17 protein-coding genes and 1 pseudogene are annotated in these 18542 nt (G+C 37.5%); 16 read left to right on the top strand and 2 right to left on the bottom strand.

Translation table 11 applies throughout. The annotated features are described in order from the left end of the window. Nucleotides 1–163 precede the first annotated feature (163 nt). The 14 genes and pseudogenes from KHA88_RS17000 to KHA88_RS16935 all read left to right on the top strand — a co-directional run bounded on the left by KHA88_RS17000 (nt 164) and on the right by KHA88_RS16935 (nt 15383). Nucleotides 164–1771 carry a family 8 glycosyl hydrolase gene (locus tag KHA88_RS17000; protein WP_249313271.1) on the top strand — a complete coding sequence of 536 codons (1608 nt, stop codon included), beginning with the start codon at nt 164–166 and terminating at the stop codon, nt 1769–1771. A gap of 154 nt (nt 1772–1925) precedes the next feature. Beyond that, nucleotides 1926–2852 carry a family 16 glycosylhydrolase gene (locus tag KHA88_RS16995; RefSeq protein ID WP_249313269.1) on the top strand — a complete coding sequence of 309 codons (927 nt, stop codon included), beginning with the start codon at nt 1926–1928 and terminating at the stop codon, nt 2850–2852. 124 nt (nt 2853–2976) lie between these two features. Beyond that, a complete protein-coding gene (locus KHA88_RS16990; RefSeq protein ID WP_249306140.1) occupies nt 2977–3606 on the top strand; it encodes a flavodoxin family protein in 630 nt (209 codons plus the stop codon). A gap of 202 nt (nt 3607–3808) precedes the next feature. After that, entirely contained in the window at nt 3809–4132 is a 324-nt protein-coding gene (locus KHA88_RS16985; protein WP_213108454.1) for a PadR family transcriptional regulator, read from the top strand. After that, a complete protein-coding gene (locus KHA88_RS16980) occupies nt 4125–4685 on the top strand; it encodes an HAAS signaling domain-containing protein (RefSeq protein ID WP_213122572.1) in 561 nt (186 codons plus the stop codon). Before KHA88_RS16985 ends, KHA88_RS16980 begins: the two co-directional genes overlap by 8 nt. Beyond that, on the top strand, nt 4678–5535 hold the full coding sequence (locus tag KHA88_RS16975) for a DUF4097 family beta strand repeat-containing protein (RefSeq protein WP_213098992.1): 858 nt from the start codon (nt 4678–4680) through the stop codon (nt 5533–5535). The genes KHA88_RS16980 and KHA88_RS16975 overlap by 8 nt, the downstream gene beginning before the upstream one ends. Nucleotides 5536–5744: 209 nt before the next feature. After that, nucleotides 5745–7643 carry a PTS mannitol transporter subunit IICBA gene (locus KHA88_RS16970; RefSeq protein WP_213098993.1) on the top strand — a complete coding sequence of 633 codons (1899 nt, stop codon included), beginning with the start codon at nt 5745–5747 and terminating at the stop codon, nt 7641–7643. Between the two features lie 81 nt (nt 7644–7724). Then, nucleotides 7725–9803, top strand: coding sequence for a BglG family transcription antiterminator (locus tag KHA88_RS16965; RefSeq protein ID WP_213098994.1), 2079 nt, complete (start codon nt 7725–7727; stop codon nt 9801–9803). A gap of 5 nt (nt 9804–9808) precedes the next feature. After that, on the top strand, nt 9809–10951 hold the full coding sequence (locus tag KHA88_RS16960; RefSeq protein ID WP_213098995.1) for a mannitol-1-phosphate 5-dehydrogenase: 1143 nt from the start codon (nt 9809–9811) through the stop codon (nt 10949–10951). Between the two features lie 49 nt (nt 10952–11000). Next, nucleotides 11001–11111, top strand: a pseudogene (locus KHA88_RS16955) (carbohydrate ABC transporter permease); the annotation flags it as partial. A 204-nt stretch (nt 11112–11315) separates the two neighbouring features. Then, complete coding sequence (locus KHA88_RS16950; protein ID WP_213122571.1) at nt 11316–12581, top strand: polysaccharide deacetylase family protein; 1266 nt, start codon at nt 11316–11318, stop codon at nt 12579–12581. Nucleotides 12582–12985: 404 nt separating this feature from the next. After that, on the top strand, nt 12986–13708 hold the full coding sequence (locus KHA88_RS16945; protein WP_213099421.1) for an ABC transporter ATP-binding protein: 723 nt from the start codon (nt 12986–12988) through the stop codon (nt 13706–13708). A 1-nt stretch (nt 13709) separates the two neighbouring features. Further along, complete coding sequence (locus KHA88_RS16940) at nt 13710–14738, top strand: ABC transporter permease (protein WP_213108450.1); 1029 nt, start codon at nt 13710–13712, stop codon at nt 14736–14738. Nucleotides 14739–14753: 15 nt separating this feature from the next. Then, entirely contained in the window at nt 14754–15383 is a 630-nt protein-coding gene (locus KHA88_RS16935) for a TetR/AcrR family transcriptional regulator (protein WP_213122570.1), read from the top strand. On the opposite strand, the gene KHA88_RS16930 is transcribed toward KHA88_RS16935, so the two are convergent. Together KHA88_RS16930 and KHA88_RS16925 are read right to left on the bottom strand one after the other, a co-directional pair. Further along, entirely contained in the window at nt 15369–15785 is a 417-nt protein-coding gene (locus KHA88_RS16930; protein ID WP_213122569.1) for a hypothetical protein, read from the bottom strand. The two genes, KHA88_RS16935 and KHA88_RS16930, sit on opposite strands and share 15 nt — an antisense overlap. 110 nt (nt 15786–15895) lie before the next feature. Continuing rightward, on the bottom strand, nt 15896–16816 hold the full coding sequence (locus KHA88_RS16925; RefSeq protein ID WP_346729200.1) for a M15 family metallopeptidase: 921 nt from the start codon (nt 16814–16816) through the stop codon (nt 15896–15898). A gap of 254 nt (nt 16817–17070) precedes the next feature. Between KHA88_RS16925 and KHA88_RS16920 the strand changes: the two genes are divergently transcribed. Continuing rightward, nucleotides 17071–17964 (top strand): helix-turn-helix domain-containing protein, encoded by an 894-nt coding sequence (locus KHA88_RS16920; RefSeq protein ID WP_213122568.1) that lies wholly within the window; start codon nt 17071–17073, stop codon nt 17962–17964. 62 nt (nt 17965–18026) lie between these two features. Next, nucleotides 18027–18383: a hypothetical protein gene (locus tag KHA88_RS16915; RefSeq protein WP_213122567.1), complete on the top strand. Its 357-nt coding sequence runs from the start codon at nt 18027–18029 to the stop codon at nt 18381–18383. Nucleotides 18384–18542 lie beyond the last annotated feature (159 nt).

Below are 18542 nucleotides of genomic sequence, written 5' to 3'. Positions count from 1 at the left end.
AGTTCATATCATTTCTATTGATAAGATATATTAATATTTTTTGCTTGAAAAGGGGGGATGGGATGTCAGACAGCTACGTATAAGTAATTAGCTATATAAGTAGAAAGTTCCTCATTAATGAAAGCGCTTTATTAATCTTTGAAATTAAATAAGGGGGATGCAAATGAGGGCCAGTAAGAGAATAAAAAGAAAGTTAAAACATCCAATATCATTCTTGTTAATGCTGTTGTTAGTATTTTCTAGTTTTTCAAATATCACTTTGGCTAATAGCACAAACAAGGAAGATGCGGAAATGAGTAAAAATACTCCTAAAAGACCTTTTCCTCAACATGTAACTTATACAGAGGGAACAATAAAACCTAATCATCTAACTCAAGAAGAAATGGATGCAACGGTAGCTAGATTGTACGATGAGTGGAAGGAGCGCTATTTAAAGCAAAATCCATATGATAAGAATCAGTACTATGTATTTTACAACCACAATGGAGAGTCGACAAATGATCCAAGGGAAGCAATTACGGTATCAGAAGCACATGGCTATGGTATGGTGATTACTGCCTTAATGGCTGGACATGATCCGGATGCAAAAAAGTATTTCGATGGTCTATATCGTTATTTTAGAGCACATCCAAGTGAAATTAATCCACAATTAATGGCATGGCAGCAGGCTATCATTAACGATGAAATCGTCGATGTCAATGGAGTCGATTCGGCCCTTGACGGAGACATGGATATTGCATATTCTTTGCTCCTTGCTGATAAACAATGGGGTAGTAATGGTGACATTGACTACTTAAAGCAAGGTAAACTAGTCATTGATGCCATAATGGAAAGTGAAATCCATCAAACGGATTATTATTTGAAATTGGCTGACTGGGCATCAGACAATAGTGATACTTATGGTATAGCTACCCGCCCATCCGACTTTATGCTTCAACATTTACAAGCGTTTAAAATGGAGTCCGGAGACACTCGTTGGGATAAAGTTATTGATAAAACGTACAGCATTATTAATGATGTGTTTGCGGAATACAGTCCAAATACTGGATTACTTCCTGATTTCTTGTTAAAAGACAAGGATTCTGGTAAATTCAAGCCGGCTCATCCATGGTTTTTGGAGTCTAGTAGGGACGGAGACTATTATTGGAATTCTTCTCGTGTTCCATGGCGCATTACTACTGATTATCTTGTAACAGGAGATGAACGTGCGAAAGACCAGCTATCAATGCTGAACAGTTGGATACGTGAGACTACTGGAAATAACCCGGCCAATATAAAGCGTGGATATAAATTAGATGGAACTCAGTTGACTACTAGTGCAGGTGATGCGGCATTTTCCGCCCCATTTACGGTCAGTGCTATGATGGATGACGCAAACCAACAATGGTTAAACGATTTATGGGATTATAATGTGAGTAAAGAAACAGCAAAAGGAGCATATTTTGCGAACAATATCCGCATGCTTAGCATGATTATTGTTTCAGGAAATTGGTGGTCACCTACTGAGGTAAGCCTAGATTATTTGAATAATCTTTTAGAATACTATATTGCAATAGGGGAAGTAAATGGTCCACTTACGAACCAATTAACTAACAGCCTTAAACAAGCCGGGCATCAATATTTCAAAGGGCATCAAGAGCAAGCCATCAAGTCATTGGAGGATTTTATTAAACATATTAGCAACAAAGCATTACAAAAAAATATCACTCCAGAAGCAAAAAGAATCCTTATTGAAAATGCTGAAGTATTGATTCAGTTGTGGGCTGATTAATGTAAAAACACGGATTTTTATTTGATGGTATTGAATATCGGAGGAGAGGTATTATAATATGTTGAAAACTTTCTTTAAGCGAGTGTCTATTGTTCTAATTATCGCGATGCTTTATCCACTATTTCCCAACTCCTCCTCGGCGGGGGAGACATCTTTGGGGTTTGAAGATCACTTTGATTCATTTGATCCGGAATTATGGTATAGATCCGATGGTTGGGCAAATGGAGCAGACTTCGGCGTTGGCTGGTTAAGAGATCATGTAGAGTTTTCGGGAGGGAAAATGGCGCTTCGACTAGATGATGCACCAAATAATAATGATAAGCCGTATACCTCAGGTGAGTTCTACACTTTGGAGAAGTATGGATATGGCCGTATAGAGGGACGAATAAAAGTCGCTAAGGGTGTAGGGCTAGTCACTTCTTTATTCACATATTCGCCAAATGCAGATGAAATTGACATTGAAATCTTAGGAAAAGACACGACCAAGTTAGAAACAAACTTTTTTGTAGGCGGTGTACGAGGAATAAATGGTCATGCTATTATTGATCTTGGATTCGACGCCTCGGAAGACTATCATGACTATGCTATAGAGTGGTCTTCAAATTATATTAAATGGTTTGTCGATGGGGAATTAGTTCGTACTGTAGAGGGTAATGGAATCGAATTACCATCCGAACCATCCTTTATCATGGCCAACTTATGGGCTGGTGCTGGTGCTGCTGCAAGAACTTGGACGGGAGAGTTTGTTTATCCTGGAAGCCCTGTACGCGCTTATTATGATTATATTAAGTTCACTCCTGAAAAAGAGGAAGATAGTATAACGTTAGAGTACATGAATGATCTTCTAGAAAACTATATTACAACAGGGGAAGTAAATGGACCACTTACGAACCAATTATCAAACAGTCTAAAACAAGCCGATCATCAATATGTTAAAGGACATCAAAAACAAGCCATCGAGTCAATGGAGGATTTTATTAAACATATTAGCAATAGTGCATTACAAAAACATATCACTCCAGATGCAAAAAGAATCCTTATTGAAAATGCTGAAGCATTGATTCAGTTATGGGCTGATTAATGTAATATCACGAAGGAAAACCTCTTCAAAATGGGGGTTTTCTTTTTTATATCTTTTTATAAGTTCATTCGGGGCAAAAAAGGGAAGAGGATGGTGATGACGATTATTTAGGAGGAACAGAAGAATGACTATCAAAGCGTTAGTACTAAATTGCACGTTGAAGAAAAGTAGTGAACCGTCAAACACACGAGCCCTTATAGAAGAAGTTACAACTATTTTTGAGGAAAATGAGATTGATACAGAAATATTAACGATAGCGGATTACAATATTGAATTAGGGATTACAGCAGAAGCAGTCAGTGATCAGGACGAATGGCCAAAGATTTTTGAAAAAGTAAAGGAAGCAGACATCCTCATTATCGGCTCTCCAATTTGGCTTGGTGAGCAAAGCAGTCTCGCCGTTAAAACAATCGAACGGCTATATGGCGGGAGTAGTTTAACGAATGAAAAGGGGCAATATCTCTATTACAATAAAGTTGGCGGTGTGGTTATTACTGGAAATGAAGATGGTGCTAAACACGTTGCCCGCTCCCTTATTTATTCCCTCTCCCATATTGGCTTCACCATTCCTCCGAATGTTGATACTTATTGGGTAGGGGAAGCCGGACCGGGGCCTTCTTTTATCGAAGCGAAAGGTTATAAAAATGAATTCACTATGCAGCACGCCAAAATCATGGCTTATAATTTAATGCATTTTGCCAGGATGTTCAAACAGCATCCGATCCCTGCAGAGGGGAATGTAATTGAACAATAGGACTTGATAGCTAAAACGCTTTGAATGACAATCAATGTCATTCAAAGCGTTTTTTTTATGAATGGAAAAACAAAAAAACTTTAAACAGTACCTTGCACTGAACAGTACCGTGTGATATATTTATTTTGCAGGGTACTTCTTATGGATTGGTACTGTTTAATGAATAGTAGTGAATAATGAATAAACGAGGTGGCACACAACAATGAATGTTCAATTTAAAAAAGGTGTCCTAGAACTATGTGTTCTTGCATTACTTGATAAGAAAGATCGATATGGATATGAGCTTGTTCAAAAAATTTCGGATCAGATTGCTATTTCTGAAGGTTCTGTTTACCCGCTTTTAAGACGGTTAACGAAAGAAGAATATTTTACAACTTACTTACAAGAATCCTCGGAGGGACCTTCAAGGAAGTATTACAAGTTAACAGATAGAGGAAGGGAGTATCTTCATGAACTCATCCATGAGTGGCAGGAGTTTTCAAATGGGGTCAATCAATTAATTAAAGAAGGTGTTTTCAATGACTAAGTATCAATTCTTAAAACTATTAGAAGCGTCTTTGAGCAAAATTTCCTCGGAAGAACGTCAAGATATTTTACAAGACTTTGAGGAGCATTTTGCCATTGGTTTAGAAGAAGGAAAAACGGAAGAAGAAATCTCGGCTGCGCTTGGTTCACCGCGAAACATTGCAAAGGAGCTCGTGGCAACGCATCATCTTGAAAAAGTAGAAACAACTGCAACGACGGGGAATGTAATCCGTGCCGTGTGGGCTGTCATCGGATTGGGCTTCTTTAACTTAGTAATCGTCCTTGGACCATTTATTACTGTAGCGGCTGTGATTATCGCGGGTTGGACAACAGGAATTGGATTTATTGCTTCTCCCCTACTCGTATTGATTAATGTAGCCATCTACCCAGGTACATTTGAATTCTTTGACTTGTTTTTCTCTATGGCACTTGCTGGAATCGGGCTGTTCATTGCCATTGGGATGTACTTTGCTACTCGAGGAATGATAAAGGGATTCGTCCGTTATTTAAAATTCAATGCAAAGCTTGTAAAAGGTGGTTTGAAACATGAATAATATTAAACAAATATCGATGGTTGCTTTATTTCTATTAATCGTTGGTACTGTTGGCAGTATCTTAACATTTAAAACAATGACTCAATCAAAGCAAGTTTCAGAAGAAAAAGCGATTACCGAAGATTACACGAAAATTGATGTCAAGACGAATAACGCTAAAATAGAAATTTTACCTTCAAATAATTCAACTACAACAGTGGAGTTATCGGGCAAGGTTGCCAACAACTTAAAATATAGTTTCACTGCTGATGTAGAAGGAAATACTCTTTCAGTCAAATTAACAGATAAACTAGGAAAACTGTTTAAGTTCGACTTTTTTACCACCTCATTATCATTAAAAGTTTTCGTTCCTGAAAAGCAGTATGATTCGATACAGATTATAAGCAACAACGGACGTATCATCGGAGAAAATTTACATGCTCAAGATATTATTGCGGAAACCGACAATGGTCGAATTGAACTGAATAATATTAAGGGTTCTACTGTCACTACTGAAGCTGACAATGGAGTTGTTCATTTAAAAAATGTGGTAGCTTCTACTGTCGCGGTTGAAGTGGATAATGGAAAAATCCTTCTGGACGACATTGATGGGGAGCTGTCAGGAAGAGCAAATAATGGTAGTATCACGCTTATCACCAATCATTTGGATCGTCCCATTAACTTTGATACGGATAACGGGAAAATCAGGATTGAAACTAAAAATGAGCCGACAAATGCCACTATTGATGTAGGAGTGGACAATGGAAAAGTGAGCATTTTCGGCAAATCCAATAGAAACGTTATATTCGGCAACGGTGAGCATCAAATTAAACTCAAAACAAATAACGGGAGCATTACTGTTACAAAGTAGGAAACTAGAAAATTAATTTTTAAAGCATCGGCGTAAACTGCCGATGCTTTTTTGGGTGCCTGGTACTAGGTATAGGCACGATCCTTTTGATAAACAATAGGTTTGTCTTCTTTGCTGCGACAAAGATAGCTTTCTTCTTTATTGATTGCAGGGGGCCCATACTATAACATTAATAATTGGATAATTTTTTTATGAAAGGAAGAGAGCATATGGCTCAATCTAATATAAAAGTAGCTGTACAAAAGTTCGGCAACTTCTTAAGTTCAATGGTTATGCCGAATATTTCAGCTTTCATCGCGTGGGGTCTAATTACTGCGCTGTTTATTCCTACGGGTTTCATCCCTAATGAAAGCCTTGCCAAAATGGTTGATCCGATGGTCACCTATTTGCTGCCTTTATTAATAGGGTTCACAGGCGGTAAAATTATATATGATCAACGTGGCGGTGTTGTGGGTGCCATTGCGACAATGGGTGTCATTGCAGGATCAGATATTCCAATGTTTCTAGGCGCCATGATTATGGGTCCTGTTGGTGGATATGCGATTAAAAAGTTTGATCAGTCGATTGAAGGAAAAATTAAAACTGGTTTCGAAATGCTGGTGAACAATTTCTCAGCAGGTATACTTGGCGGCTTGCTGGCGATTCTATCGTTTTTAGCGGTGGGTCCAGCAGTAAATGCTTTCTCTAGTTGGCTAATGACTGGTGTTAATTGGCTAGTGGGGTTAGGGCTATTGCCTTTGACAAGTATTTTAATCGAACCCGGAAAAATTCTGTTCTTAAATAATGCAATTAACCATGGCATTCTTACACCCATTGGTCTAGAGCAAGTGAAACAGACGGGCCAATCGGTACTATTACTTCTTGAAGCAAATCCAGGTCCTGGTCTTGGTGTCTTACTTGCTTATAGTATTTTTGGAAAAGGAAATGCTAAAAGGTCGGCACCAGGGGCAGCAATTATTCAATTTTTGGGCGGAATACATGAAATATATTTCCCTTATATACTCATGCGACCGATGTTGTTCTTGGCGGTCGTTCTAGGTGGAATGAGCGGTGTGTTTACACTCGTTCTTTTAGGTGGCGGCTTATTTGCCCCGTCATCCCCAGGAAGTATACTTGCGATCACTGCTGTTACTCCACATCATGCAAGTGCATATATTGCCAACTTCGCTGGAGTACTTGTAGCTGCAGCTGTATCCTTTGTTGTTTCCTCCTTCGTATTAAAAACAGGCAAGCAACAAGAGGAAGATATTGAAGAAGCAACAAGAAAAATGCAAGAAATGAAAGGGAAGAAGAGCTCAGTTGCAGGTGCATTGGCTTCAAATACTGGCGAGGTGCCAGAAGACGTCAACAAAATTTATTTTGCTTGTGATGCTGGCATGGGCTCTAGTGCAATGGGTGCCTCCCTTCTTCGTAAGAAGGTAAAAGAAGCGGGTCTGGATATTGCTGTAACAAATACAGCGATTAGCAATCTTCCCTCCGATGCAAAAATTGTTATTACTCAAGATGAGTTGACGCCAAGAGCGCAAAGTAAAGTGCCGGCTGCTTATCATATATCGGTTGATAATTTCTTATCGAGTCCTCAATATGATCAATTAATCGATCGACTGCAAAATCAAGGAAATGATGAACCTAATAAAGTAGTCGAGGATGCTGAAGAACAGATTGAAGCTGAAAATACTGAAGATGATTTGCTTCTTGAGGAAAATGTCTTTTTAAATCAGCAATTCGCAAATAAAGACGATGCCATCCGTTTTGCAGGAAGAGCTTTAGTTAAAGCTGGATATGTGGAAGAAAGCTATATTGAAGCAATGATTGCCCGTGATGAAATGACATCAACTTATATGGGTAATGATGTGGCAATCCCACATGGCACAGAGGAAGCGAAGAAGGCCGTAATTAAATCAGGATTTACCGTCTTACAGGTTCCTAATGGAGTTGACTTTGACGGCCAAAAAGTACGCTTGATTTTCGGTATAGCCGGGAAAGACGGTACACATCTGGAAATATTATCTGGAATAGCAGTAACTTGCTCAGATATGGATAATATTGAAAAGTTGGTTCAAGCTAAAACAGCTCGTGAAATCATGGATATGATTAATATCAAATAATAGTTTGGTTTAACGAATAGAAAAGCGTCTCTTTGACGCTTTTCTATTCATCATTTTCCGACGCTGAAAAGAGATGATGGTATGCACATTACCTCGAGAGAAAAGGACATCATTGAATTAATTATTAAAACATCTGGAAAACATACTGCTTTTTCAATTGCAGCATTTTTAAATGTAAGTACCCGAACGGTTCAACGCGATTTAAAATCGATAGAAAAGGTTCTCCAGTCATTTGATCTCCTTTTAGCCAGAAATTTGAATAAAGGATTGATGATTGAAGGAAAGAATGAACAGATATTCCGACTTATCCAGTATTTGGCGGGAATGAACCCGATTGATCAAACACCTGAGGAAAGAAAGCTGCTTTTACTTTTAGCCTTGTTGCATGAAGAATCCTATAAACTCCGAGTATTAGCGACTGAGATTGGTGTAAGCATTACAACATTAACGATTTATTTGGATGAATTGGCCGACTGGTTAAAGAATTTTAATGTAAGCATTGCTAGAAAAAGAGGTGTAGGTGTTGAACTTACTGGGAAGGAATCAAATAAGCGCCAAGCTTTGGCCCGCTACATCCTCATTCATTTTCATGAAGAACTAATTGAGAGTTTATTTTTATTACAAAAAGGAAAACGCGCTGGGAACAAAATTTTGCATTATTTACTTCCGGAATATCTCCTTACAATTGATAGGTTAGTGAATACGGAAATCAATAGCTCACAGCCGCGTCTAGCGGATAGTGATTACATCGGATTCCTTGTACATATATGTATTACGATCCAAAGGACAGAAGCGGGCTTTCTATTAGAGGAAAAAATAAATAATGTAAATGAACTTATCCATGAATATCATCTGATTATTGAAATTGGCAAGAAGTTGGAGGAAATATGTTCAGTAGCATTATCCAAAGAAGATTTGTACTTTTTAGCCGTAATACTTAAAGGTTCTAAGCTTCAAGCAGTGGATGGTCTGCCCTATGACAGAGTTGATCTCAGTCGGATGATAAAAAATTTAATACAATATGTATCCTCTCAGCTCCATGTAGATTTAACAAAGGATTTTTCTTTGTATCAAGGGCTTCTCGCTCACATGGAACCTTCACTTTTTCGCATCAAACAGAAAATGGGTTTGTTTAATCCTTTAAAAGAGGAGATTAAACGAAAGTACCCGGTTTTATTTATGGCTGTAAAGGGATTTGTTGAGTCGGAATTTAATGAAATTGATGATATTCCGGATGATGAAATAGCCTTCATTGTCCTTCATTTTGGCTCGGCGCTACTCATGCATGAAGAGCAACTATATATTAAAGCACTTGTCATTTGTCCAACAGGCATAGGTACGTCGAAGATGCTGGCAACTCGAATAAAAAAAGAAATCACCGAAATAAACTCGGTAGATATTTTATCGATTAAAGATATACAGCGGGATGCAAATTTGACAAGCTATGATGTCATTATCTCAACCGTAAGGCTTCCGTTTATAGACATAGACTATATTCTCGTTTCACCTCTCTTAAGTGAAGAAAATATATTAGCGATTAGAAGTTATTTAAAAGATAACATTGAAAACGTGACAAAAAACAAACCATATCAAAAATCTGTACAAAAAGAATCTACTCCAGCAAGAAGTAACCTGACAAACGTTTTACAAGAGCTGAAAGATGTACACGGAACCATCGATGCTGTTATGAACAATTTTCGGGTTTATCGAACACAGCTTAATGGATATGAAGAGATTATGGAAGAAATGGTCAGGGCCGCTGAAAGGGACCAACTTTTAACACATGTTCCTGATGTAATCAAAGCCTTACAGGATCGTGAAAGAAAAGGCGGGCTTGGCATACCGAATACGGGAATGGCTCTTTTCCACTGTAGGCATGAAAAAGTTAGGGAGCTGATTTTTCAAATCTCACACTTGGATGAACCTTGCCTGGTAAAAGGTATGGATGGAAATGATATGTACATGAAGAGCTTGCTATTAATGCTTGCGCCAGCAGAATTAAGCGAAATAGAGCAGGAAATAGTAAGCCTAATCAGTTCAAGTTTAATTGAGAATAATGAGGCGATGATGATTTTTTCTTCAGCAAATGAGGAATTGATTCGCACAAAATTAGAGACCATTTTTCTAAGCTATCTTCATACAAATTTATTAAAGGACTGATACGAATGAAACAAGCCGTACACTTTGGAGCAGGCAATATCGGAAGAGGATTTATTGGGGCACTTTTTTCACAGTCTGGCTATCATGTTACATTTATTGATATCGCAGACCAAATTATTCAACAACTAAACGAAGAAAAGCAGTATCAAGTTATATTGGCAACAGATCAACAAGAAACAATGACGATTGACAATGTATCAGGATTAAATAATATGACACAGGAAAAAGAAGTCATCGATTCAATTCAACAAGCCACCTATCTTACAACGGCAATTGGACCGAATATCTTGCCGCGGATTGCACCGCTAATCGCAAAAGGCATAACGAATAGAATAAAAGCAAACGAAGAAAAATTATATATAATTGCCTGTGAAAACCAAATTTCTGCTACAGATCTACTAAAAGGTTACATATTAGAACATTTAGATGAAGATACAAAAGCGGATTTAGACGCTAAAGTTTATTTCTTTAATTCTGCCGTTGACCGCATTGTTCCAATCCAAAATAATCAAGGTTCCCTTGATGTTCTTGTAGAACCATATCACGAGTGGGTTGTGGAGACTAGCGAAAGTATTCCCCCGATTGAAGGGATGAAAATAGTTTCAGATCTGGCGCCTTTTATTGAAAGAAAGCTTTTTACCGTTAATACGGGACATGCTGTCATTGCTTATCTCGGCTTTCTTGAGGGTAAAGCTACAATTGATGAAGCGTTGGCAGATGAAAAGGTTGAAGCGCAAGTTCATGCCACGCTCACAGAAACCGGCGATTATTTAATTAAACAATATGGCTTGGATCGAGATGAGCACAATCAATATATTAACAAGATTCTCGATCGCTTCAAAAATTCATATTTGAATGATGCAGTGACGCGAGTAGGGCGGTCACCTCTTCGTAAACTCGGTCCGGATGACCGCCTAGTTCGTCCTGCTGTCGAAGCAAACAAAGCAGGACTCTCTTATACTAATCTTGCTAAGGCGATTGCCTCCGCATTGCTCTTTGACTTCAAGGAAGATGAAGAAGCAGTAAAATTACAAGCAATGATCAAAGAACATAGCGTTCCACATGTGCTTAAAGAAGTGAGCGGGTTAGATGAACATAGCGAAATCACCCAAGAGGTCGTAAGACAGTACAATGCGTTAAAGAAATAACATCCCGGGATTGACCGCGAACTATTGATGAAAAAGATTTCTACCACAGTGGAACCTAGCAATGGCAGGGCTGACCTTGACGATTATACCAGTAGTTATTTTTTATGCAGCTGCACAAAAGCATATCATCAAGGGCGTTGCTGCTGGTGGAGTAAAATAACGTATATATGGTGAACTTTAAAAAAACGGATTAATCAGGCGAGAAGCCTGCATCCGTTTTTTGTTTTCTTTACAGACAGATAATTTGCAATGTAAAATTTAATTAATAATCTCTCATCATAAAAGAGGTAAATAAAACGAACCAGAGACATGTGACCGATTAAGAATGATTTGTATATTGTTGAATGAAGGGTGAGACATGACGATGCTAAAGGTGATTAAGCTGCTACTAATGTTTTCTTTACTAATGATAATGACTGCTTGCGTTTCGCAGAAGTCTTTACCAATAGAAAAATTACCTTCAAAGAAAAATGATTTACATCCTAAAGATAAGGAACCTATTTCTTTTATACTTGATCGAATGATGGAAAAGGCTCGTGAGGGAATGATTATAGATTCCTCGTTTAATGTGATGGATAGCTCGTTTCAACAGGTTAAAACGAAGTGGGGAAAGCCAGATCAAATTGACCAAGTGGCTGGTGGGTCTTATGCTACTTATTATGAAAAGAATGTTGTTTTAGGCTTTAATGCAGATGGGGAAATCTATGATTTACGTTCGTCCAAGGAACTAAAAGATATTACATCAAAGACAGTTGAGCAGTATTTGGGACCGCCAGATGAAATAAGGGAATACAATAATGAACGTATTTATGTTTACGGGTTGAAACAAAATATTGAACTGAAAATGATCATTCCAAATGCTACTAAGTTTGTCGACCACATCTCGGTTTACAATCCGCAACGTGCTATTGCTGAAGAATATACACTTGATATCAAAGGTAAATCCAATCAATTATCCAATCAAGCGTGGAATAGTATGCAAAATTGGCGAAAACAAATTAGTTTATTTTCAAAAGAACATGGAAATGTGTATTTGAATGGTCCTAATAAGAAAATGGTCGCCTTGACCTTCGATGATGGTCCTGATAATACAATCACTCCAGCCATTATAGATATTTTAGATGATTACAATGTAAAGGGAAATTTCTTCTTTTTGGGAAGCAAGGTAAAGCTCAACCCGCAGGTTGTGAAGAACGCTTATAATAAAGGGAACTTAATACTAAGTCATAGCTATAATCATCTGGAACTAACGAAGTTATCGAAGGAAGATATACAAACGGAAATTGAAAGCACTGAAAAGGCGATACAATCCGTGATTGGGAAAAAAACTGCTATTCTACGAACACCATACGGAGATACCGATGAAAAGGTTGTTACGGTTACTCAAAAACAAGGATATTCTATCGTGCTTTGGTCAATTGATACGCTAGACTGGTCACAAAAAGAAGCGGGACATATCGTGAACAATGTTGTAGAAAATGTTCGCAATGGTGACATCATATTAATGCACTCGGATTCTGATAAAATTGAAACTGCGAAAGCACTCCCGCTCATAATTGAGTCATTACAAAAAATGAACTATGAGATTGTAGATTTAGAAACATTATTAAATGTGAAAGCTTACCAGTGACAGTCTGGCAAGCTCTGTTATTTCATTAGATGAAAAATACGAACAAATATCTAATCAAGCGTTTGATTAGACGTCAGAATGCGAACACATATCTAACCAAACGTTTGATTAGTTGTAAAAAAGCGAACAGATATCTAACCAAACGTTTGATTAAAAGCGAATGCGAACAGATGTCTAACCAAACGTTTGATTAAGAGAAAGAAAGCATTGAGACCCGAGAAAAAGTGATAAAACGGTCCTCATGAAGGTTCATGGGTAAGGAGATCTAAAAATACAAAAAAGAAATCTAATCAAACGTTTGATTAGACGTAAAGAGGTATTATTCACTTTACGTCTAATATTTTTTTAAGTAGAATGATAGTGAGTAATCACTCATTCAGGAAGAGGTGGAGAAAGTGAAAAAAGTGAACACAAACTCATGTGTGTCCATTCAGCATGTCTCAAAGAAATTTGGAAAACAGCAAGTACTTAACGATATTAATTTAGAAGTATTAGAGGGTGAGATATTTGGTTTGCTTGGACCATCGGGGGCCGGAAAAACAACGTTAGTAAAACAACTTGCCGGCTTGGATGTCCCATCATCAGGTGAGAACTTTCTTCTTCAAGAAAAAATGCCGTCTTTAAAACTGATCGAAAAAGTAGGGTATATGGCCCAATCTGATGCGCTATACGAGGATTTGTCTGCGAAGGAAAACCTCCAGTTTTTTTCAGCTTTGTATGGGTTGAAAGGGGAGAAGCAAAAACAAAGAATAGAAGAAGTAATGGAACTTGTACACCTATCAGAACACCTTAACAAACTAGTATCCAACTATTCTGGTGGAATGAAAAGAAGGCTGTCATTAGCCATTGCGCTCCTTCACGAACCTGATATTTTGATACTTGATGAACCAACAGTTGGCATTGATCCTGTATTAAGAAAAAGTATATGGGACGCATTTTATGAATTAAAGAAAAAAGGAACGACACTTATAGTCACTACACATGTTATGGACGAAGCGGAAAAATGTGACCGATTAGGACTGATTCGTGAAGGCAGCTTAATTGCGGTTGGAACACCTCGTGAGTTGAAAGAGGAAACAAATTCAACAACGATTGAAGAAGCGTTTCTTTTTTATGGAGGTGCTTAAGATGAGGATTGTGGCTTTGTTAATCAGAATTTTACGACAGATCGTCCGGGATAAAAGAACAATGGGGTTGCTCATTTTTGCACCAATCCTCGTACTAACGATGTTGCATTTAGTTTTCAACGGGGGCGACTATATACCGAAAGTTGGTCTAGTTAATATTCCTGAATCCGTTGCGGATCGAATCGACTTATCTGATGCCGAAATTACTAAATATAAGGATGTAAAAGAAGCGAAAGTAGACTTATCTTCACGAGAAATAGATGGATATATCGTATTTGACAATCAATTCCCTTCTATATTTCTAGAAGGCAGTGATCCTAGTGTAAATGGCTCTACATTAAAATGGATTCAAAATGCATTAAAACCTTTGCAAAGTAACGAACATTCTTATGAACCTAAAGTAGATTTTCTGCACGGATCCAGTGAGATGGGACAATTTGATTATTTTGGCCCCGTACTACTAGGTTTTTTTGTTTTTTTCTTTGTATTTTTGATTGCAGGAGTTTCATTTTTAAGGGAACGAACAACCGGAACGCTCGAACGACTTCTTGCCAGTCCGTTGCGTAAATGGGAAATTGTGATTGGATATGTACTTGGCTTTGGAATTTTTACACTGATCCAGGCAACCATTATAGCTGCGTACGCCATTTATGTGTTAGGGATGCTGATGGAAGGCGCGTTCGGGTATGTGCTCCTCATTACCTTGCTTCTATCCTTAACTGCACTAACGCTCGGGATTTTATTATCTTCATTTGCAAATAATGAGTTGCAAATGATCCAATTTATTCCGATTGTGGTCGTGCCACAAGTATTCTTTTCGGGTTTGTTTAACTTAGAAACGATATCTGAATGGCTTAGGTGGATTGGACAGATCACTCCTTTGTATTATGCTGCAGACGCATTAAGAAATGTCATGGTCCGCGGATATGGATGGAATGATATTTATTTGGATCTCCTTGCCCTAGTAGGCTTCTCCATTTTGTTTATGATCATAAACATTTTGGCGCTTAGAAAGTACCGGAAAATATAGGAGAGGGAGTACAGAATGTTTGAAGAATTTGTAAATGACGAGGAAGAGTTAACAGAAAAACAAAAAAAAATAATAGCCGCAGCGATAGAATCGTTTTCTGAGAAAGGATTTGCAGCAACTTCCACAAGTGAAATTGCTAAAAAAGCAGGTGTGGCTGAGGGGACTATATTTAGGCACTATAAAACGAAAAAGGAATTGCTCTTGTCGATTGTTGCACCGATGATGGCAAAGCTTGTTGCGCCATTAGTTATTAAGGATTTAAATAAAGTGCTGAATCAAGATTATGAACGCTTCGAAGACTTTATAAAAGCGATGATCGAGAATCGAATTAAATTTCTTAAAAACAATATGCAGCTGTTTCGAATCTTGATTCAAGAAATTCCTTTTCATCCAGAATTAAAGGAACAATTTACGGAGCATATCGCCGTAAAAATATTTGATCGACTTAGGCAGATTATCGAACATTACCAAGCGAAAGGGCAGATCATTAAGATGCCGGCGGATACTGTCATTCGTGTTACATTGTCGACGATGCTCGGTTATTTAATTTCGCGATATTTACTGCTTCCAGAAGCTGAATGGGATGACGAAGCAGAAATCGAAAGAACAGTACAATTTTTAATGAAAGGATTATCTCCTGAATAGTGAACTTTGCAGGAGATAATCCTTTTTATTAAAAGATAAGAAAGTATAAAAATTGGGTCTACCATGGTCGTTTCGGCTATGGTATTTCATTTTATAAAGATGAATATTCTTAGAGGAATCAAAAAGGACGTCCAAATCATGAATGACGCCTTCAACTGTTAGATAATCAAAACTGGAGACGTCCAAATCATGAATGACGTCGTCAACTGTTAGATAATTAAAACTGATGACGTCCAAATCATGAATGACGCCTTCAAATGTTAGATAATCCAAACTGACGACGCCAAAATCAAGGATGCAGTTTTGTAATTTGTAAAAACTGCGAAAACAATCCTCAAAGACGCCGAATGAGATTCGGAATCTTTGATTGTTCTCGTTTGCAGGCAGTTTAATCACGTTCAATGCCTATTTATTCTCGTTCGCAGTGAGTTTATTCTCGTTCCATGCTGATTTATTCTTGTTCAGTAAACTTTACACCTTCGCAAGAAACGTCCTAGTCGAAAAATAAAAAATTATTTTTGCCCGCTCACAGGAACTGCCACATTATAATACTCTTCTAAGGTAATACCTTTCTCATGAATCTCTTTTGAAATATCTGTTCCCACATAGCGTAAGTGCCATGGTTCATACTGATATCCTGTAATCTGCTCCTTGCCTTTTGGGTACCTGATAATAAATCCATACTCATGAGCATGCTTTGCTAACCAATCGGCTTCTGGAGTACCATCGAAGCAATCCTGCGCTGCACATATCCCAGTGTGACCGGAAACATCCATGGCCAGACCTGTTTGATGCTCACTATGCCCGGGCCTTGCACTAAATAACTCGGCAGCTTTCTGACCGTCCCTATTTACATAGTTGTTGAACAACACTTGCTGTGTAGCAAAAGAGCGATATCCGGAAACCCCGGCCAGAAGGATACCATCGTCCTTAGCCCCAGTAAATAATTTCTCTAAAGCTTTTGCTGCATTAGCGCGCATTTTTCGTTTATCCGCTTTTTCATTAAAGGTAAAAGGAACATCTGGATACACTAAATCTTTTGGCGAATAATTGTCTGGCAGCTTATTTTGCTTGTTGACGAGAACAGCTATGGCTTCAGGTTGTCCAATAACTTTAACCGCGTCCGCATTAGTTGCCCACTGCTTTCGTTCGGACTTTTTTTCAGCAGTCTTAGATTCATTGGATTTAATTTCGGAATTAGACGATGACGGATCTTCCGAATTCTTTTCCTGAATTGTTGATGATGCATGATCTATTTTGTCCAAAGAAGGCTCGTTTTCTTTATTATCATTATAAAAATCTACTACTTTCCCATTTTCATTGGAAATTATTTTAGATTTAATATCACCATTTAGCATACTGCACCCAGTTTGAAGACTAACGACTCCAGCAAATAGAAGGGCTGCCAAAATAGATTTACTAAATAGTTTCACTGTTGTTCCCTCCTGATTTTATTGCGATAGAAAAGATATGTTCAATCCTAAAATTATATCATAGTTTATGAAAATATTAAAAAGAGACACTAATATGAAATATGTGCCCTTGAGACTAGAAAAAAAGGTTTTTAAGCTAAATGTGGAGAATATATATAATTAATACCCTCAAGAAAATCATAAATGGTATGAAAGTATTAGGAATATTGCTATAATTAATGATAATGCATGATTTGGCAAAGGGGTAAATAAAAATGGGTGAAATTTTCGTAAACATTGGTGAAATTCTTCAGTCATTAAGAGTTTATAAAGGACTAACAAAAGAGGAACTCGCAGAAGATATTTGCTCAGTCGAGGAACTGGACTTATTTGAAAAGAATAAGCAAGATCCGACAATTGATCAGCTAATTAGATTCGTGAATAAATTAAATGTTCAATTAAGTGATTTCTTTGATTTTACCTCAGCGGACTCGATTAGTTATGTATCTGCGGTAACTGGTTTGATTAATCGATATAAAAGAGAAAGAAATTATCAGGCCATCCATGAAATTGTGGAACGGGAGAAAAAAAATCCACTATTCAACATGCCTTCTGGAAAGCAATTTTTACTTTGGCATGAGGCTATCTGTCTATACTATTTAACAGATCTAGAGAAAAGGGATAAGGATCGTTCTATTGGAATGTTATATGAAGCTATTGATATTACAAATCCATCTAGAAAGGGTCTTTCCGAAAGAGAAAATGAAATTAAAATGTCTATTGCCATAATAGAAAAAGATGATCTAAATTTCGAAGAATCCATAACTATTTTAAAAGAAATTATGGAGGATATCGACCAACTTCCAGCATTGGCCGAACCTCATACTCGATTACGAGCATTGTTTGGCTTATCTCAGTCACTTTCTAAAGTAAAGAGATTTGAGGAGTCATTATATTATAGTGAGAAGGGAATAAAGCAATGCATTAATGATGAGGTTCTATATTTACTTGGGGAGTTTTTGTATCAAACAGCTTTAAATCATTTAGAACTTGGTAATAAACATGAAGTAATAGAATCTTTAACCAAGTCTCTTCATGTTTTTAATCTCCAACAAAATAAGGCATTTAGTAATATTGTGGAAACTGAGTTGGAGAAATTATCAAAATAATGCTATAATTTGTATATTAATATTAATATTAATATAAATATTAAAGTTATGGAGGGTGAAAAATGAAGAAAATATTAATTATTTCCGCTCTTTCACTTGGTTTATTTGGAGTGGTAAGTTCCCTCGGAATAAATGGTGCTAATGTAGCGGGCTTACCCGATTTACCAAGTCAGCATAGTGTAAAACCAGGAACAACACTAGCGGGCTTACCTGATTTACCAAGTCAGCATAGTGTAAAACCAGGAACAACACTAGCGGGCTTACCTGATTTACCAAGTCAGCATAGTGTAAAACCAGGAACAACACTAGCAGGCTTACCTGATTTACCAAGTCAGCATAGTGTAAAACCAGGAACAACACTAGCAGGCTTGCCTGACTTACCAAGCCAACACAGTATAAAACCAGTCTCATTCGCATAAAAAAGTAATGCTGCATTCATAATGATGCGGCATTTTTTTGTAATTGGGTTTTAAATACTTAGAACCTGGTGATGGATCCTAATAAAGAAAGGGGTATCCTATTGCCGAATAAAAATATGAAGCAGGAAAGTTAATATCCCAAGATAAACAGCCTCGTGG

Origin of the sequence: Lederbergia citrea, assembly GCF_018343525.1 — a bacterium.
GTDB lineage: Bacteria > Bacillota > Bacilli > Bacillales > Bacillaceae_C > Lederbergia > Lederbergia citrea.
This window is presented reverse-complemented; position numbering and strand designations above follow the sequence as displayed.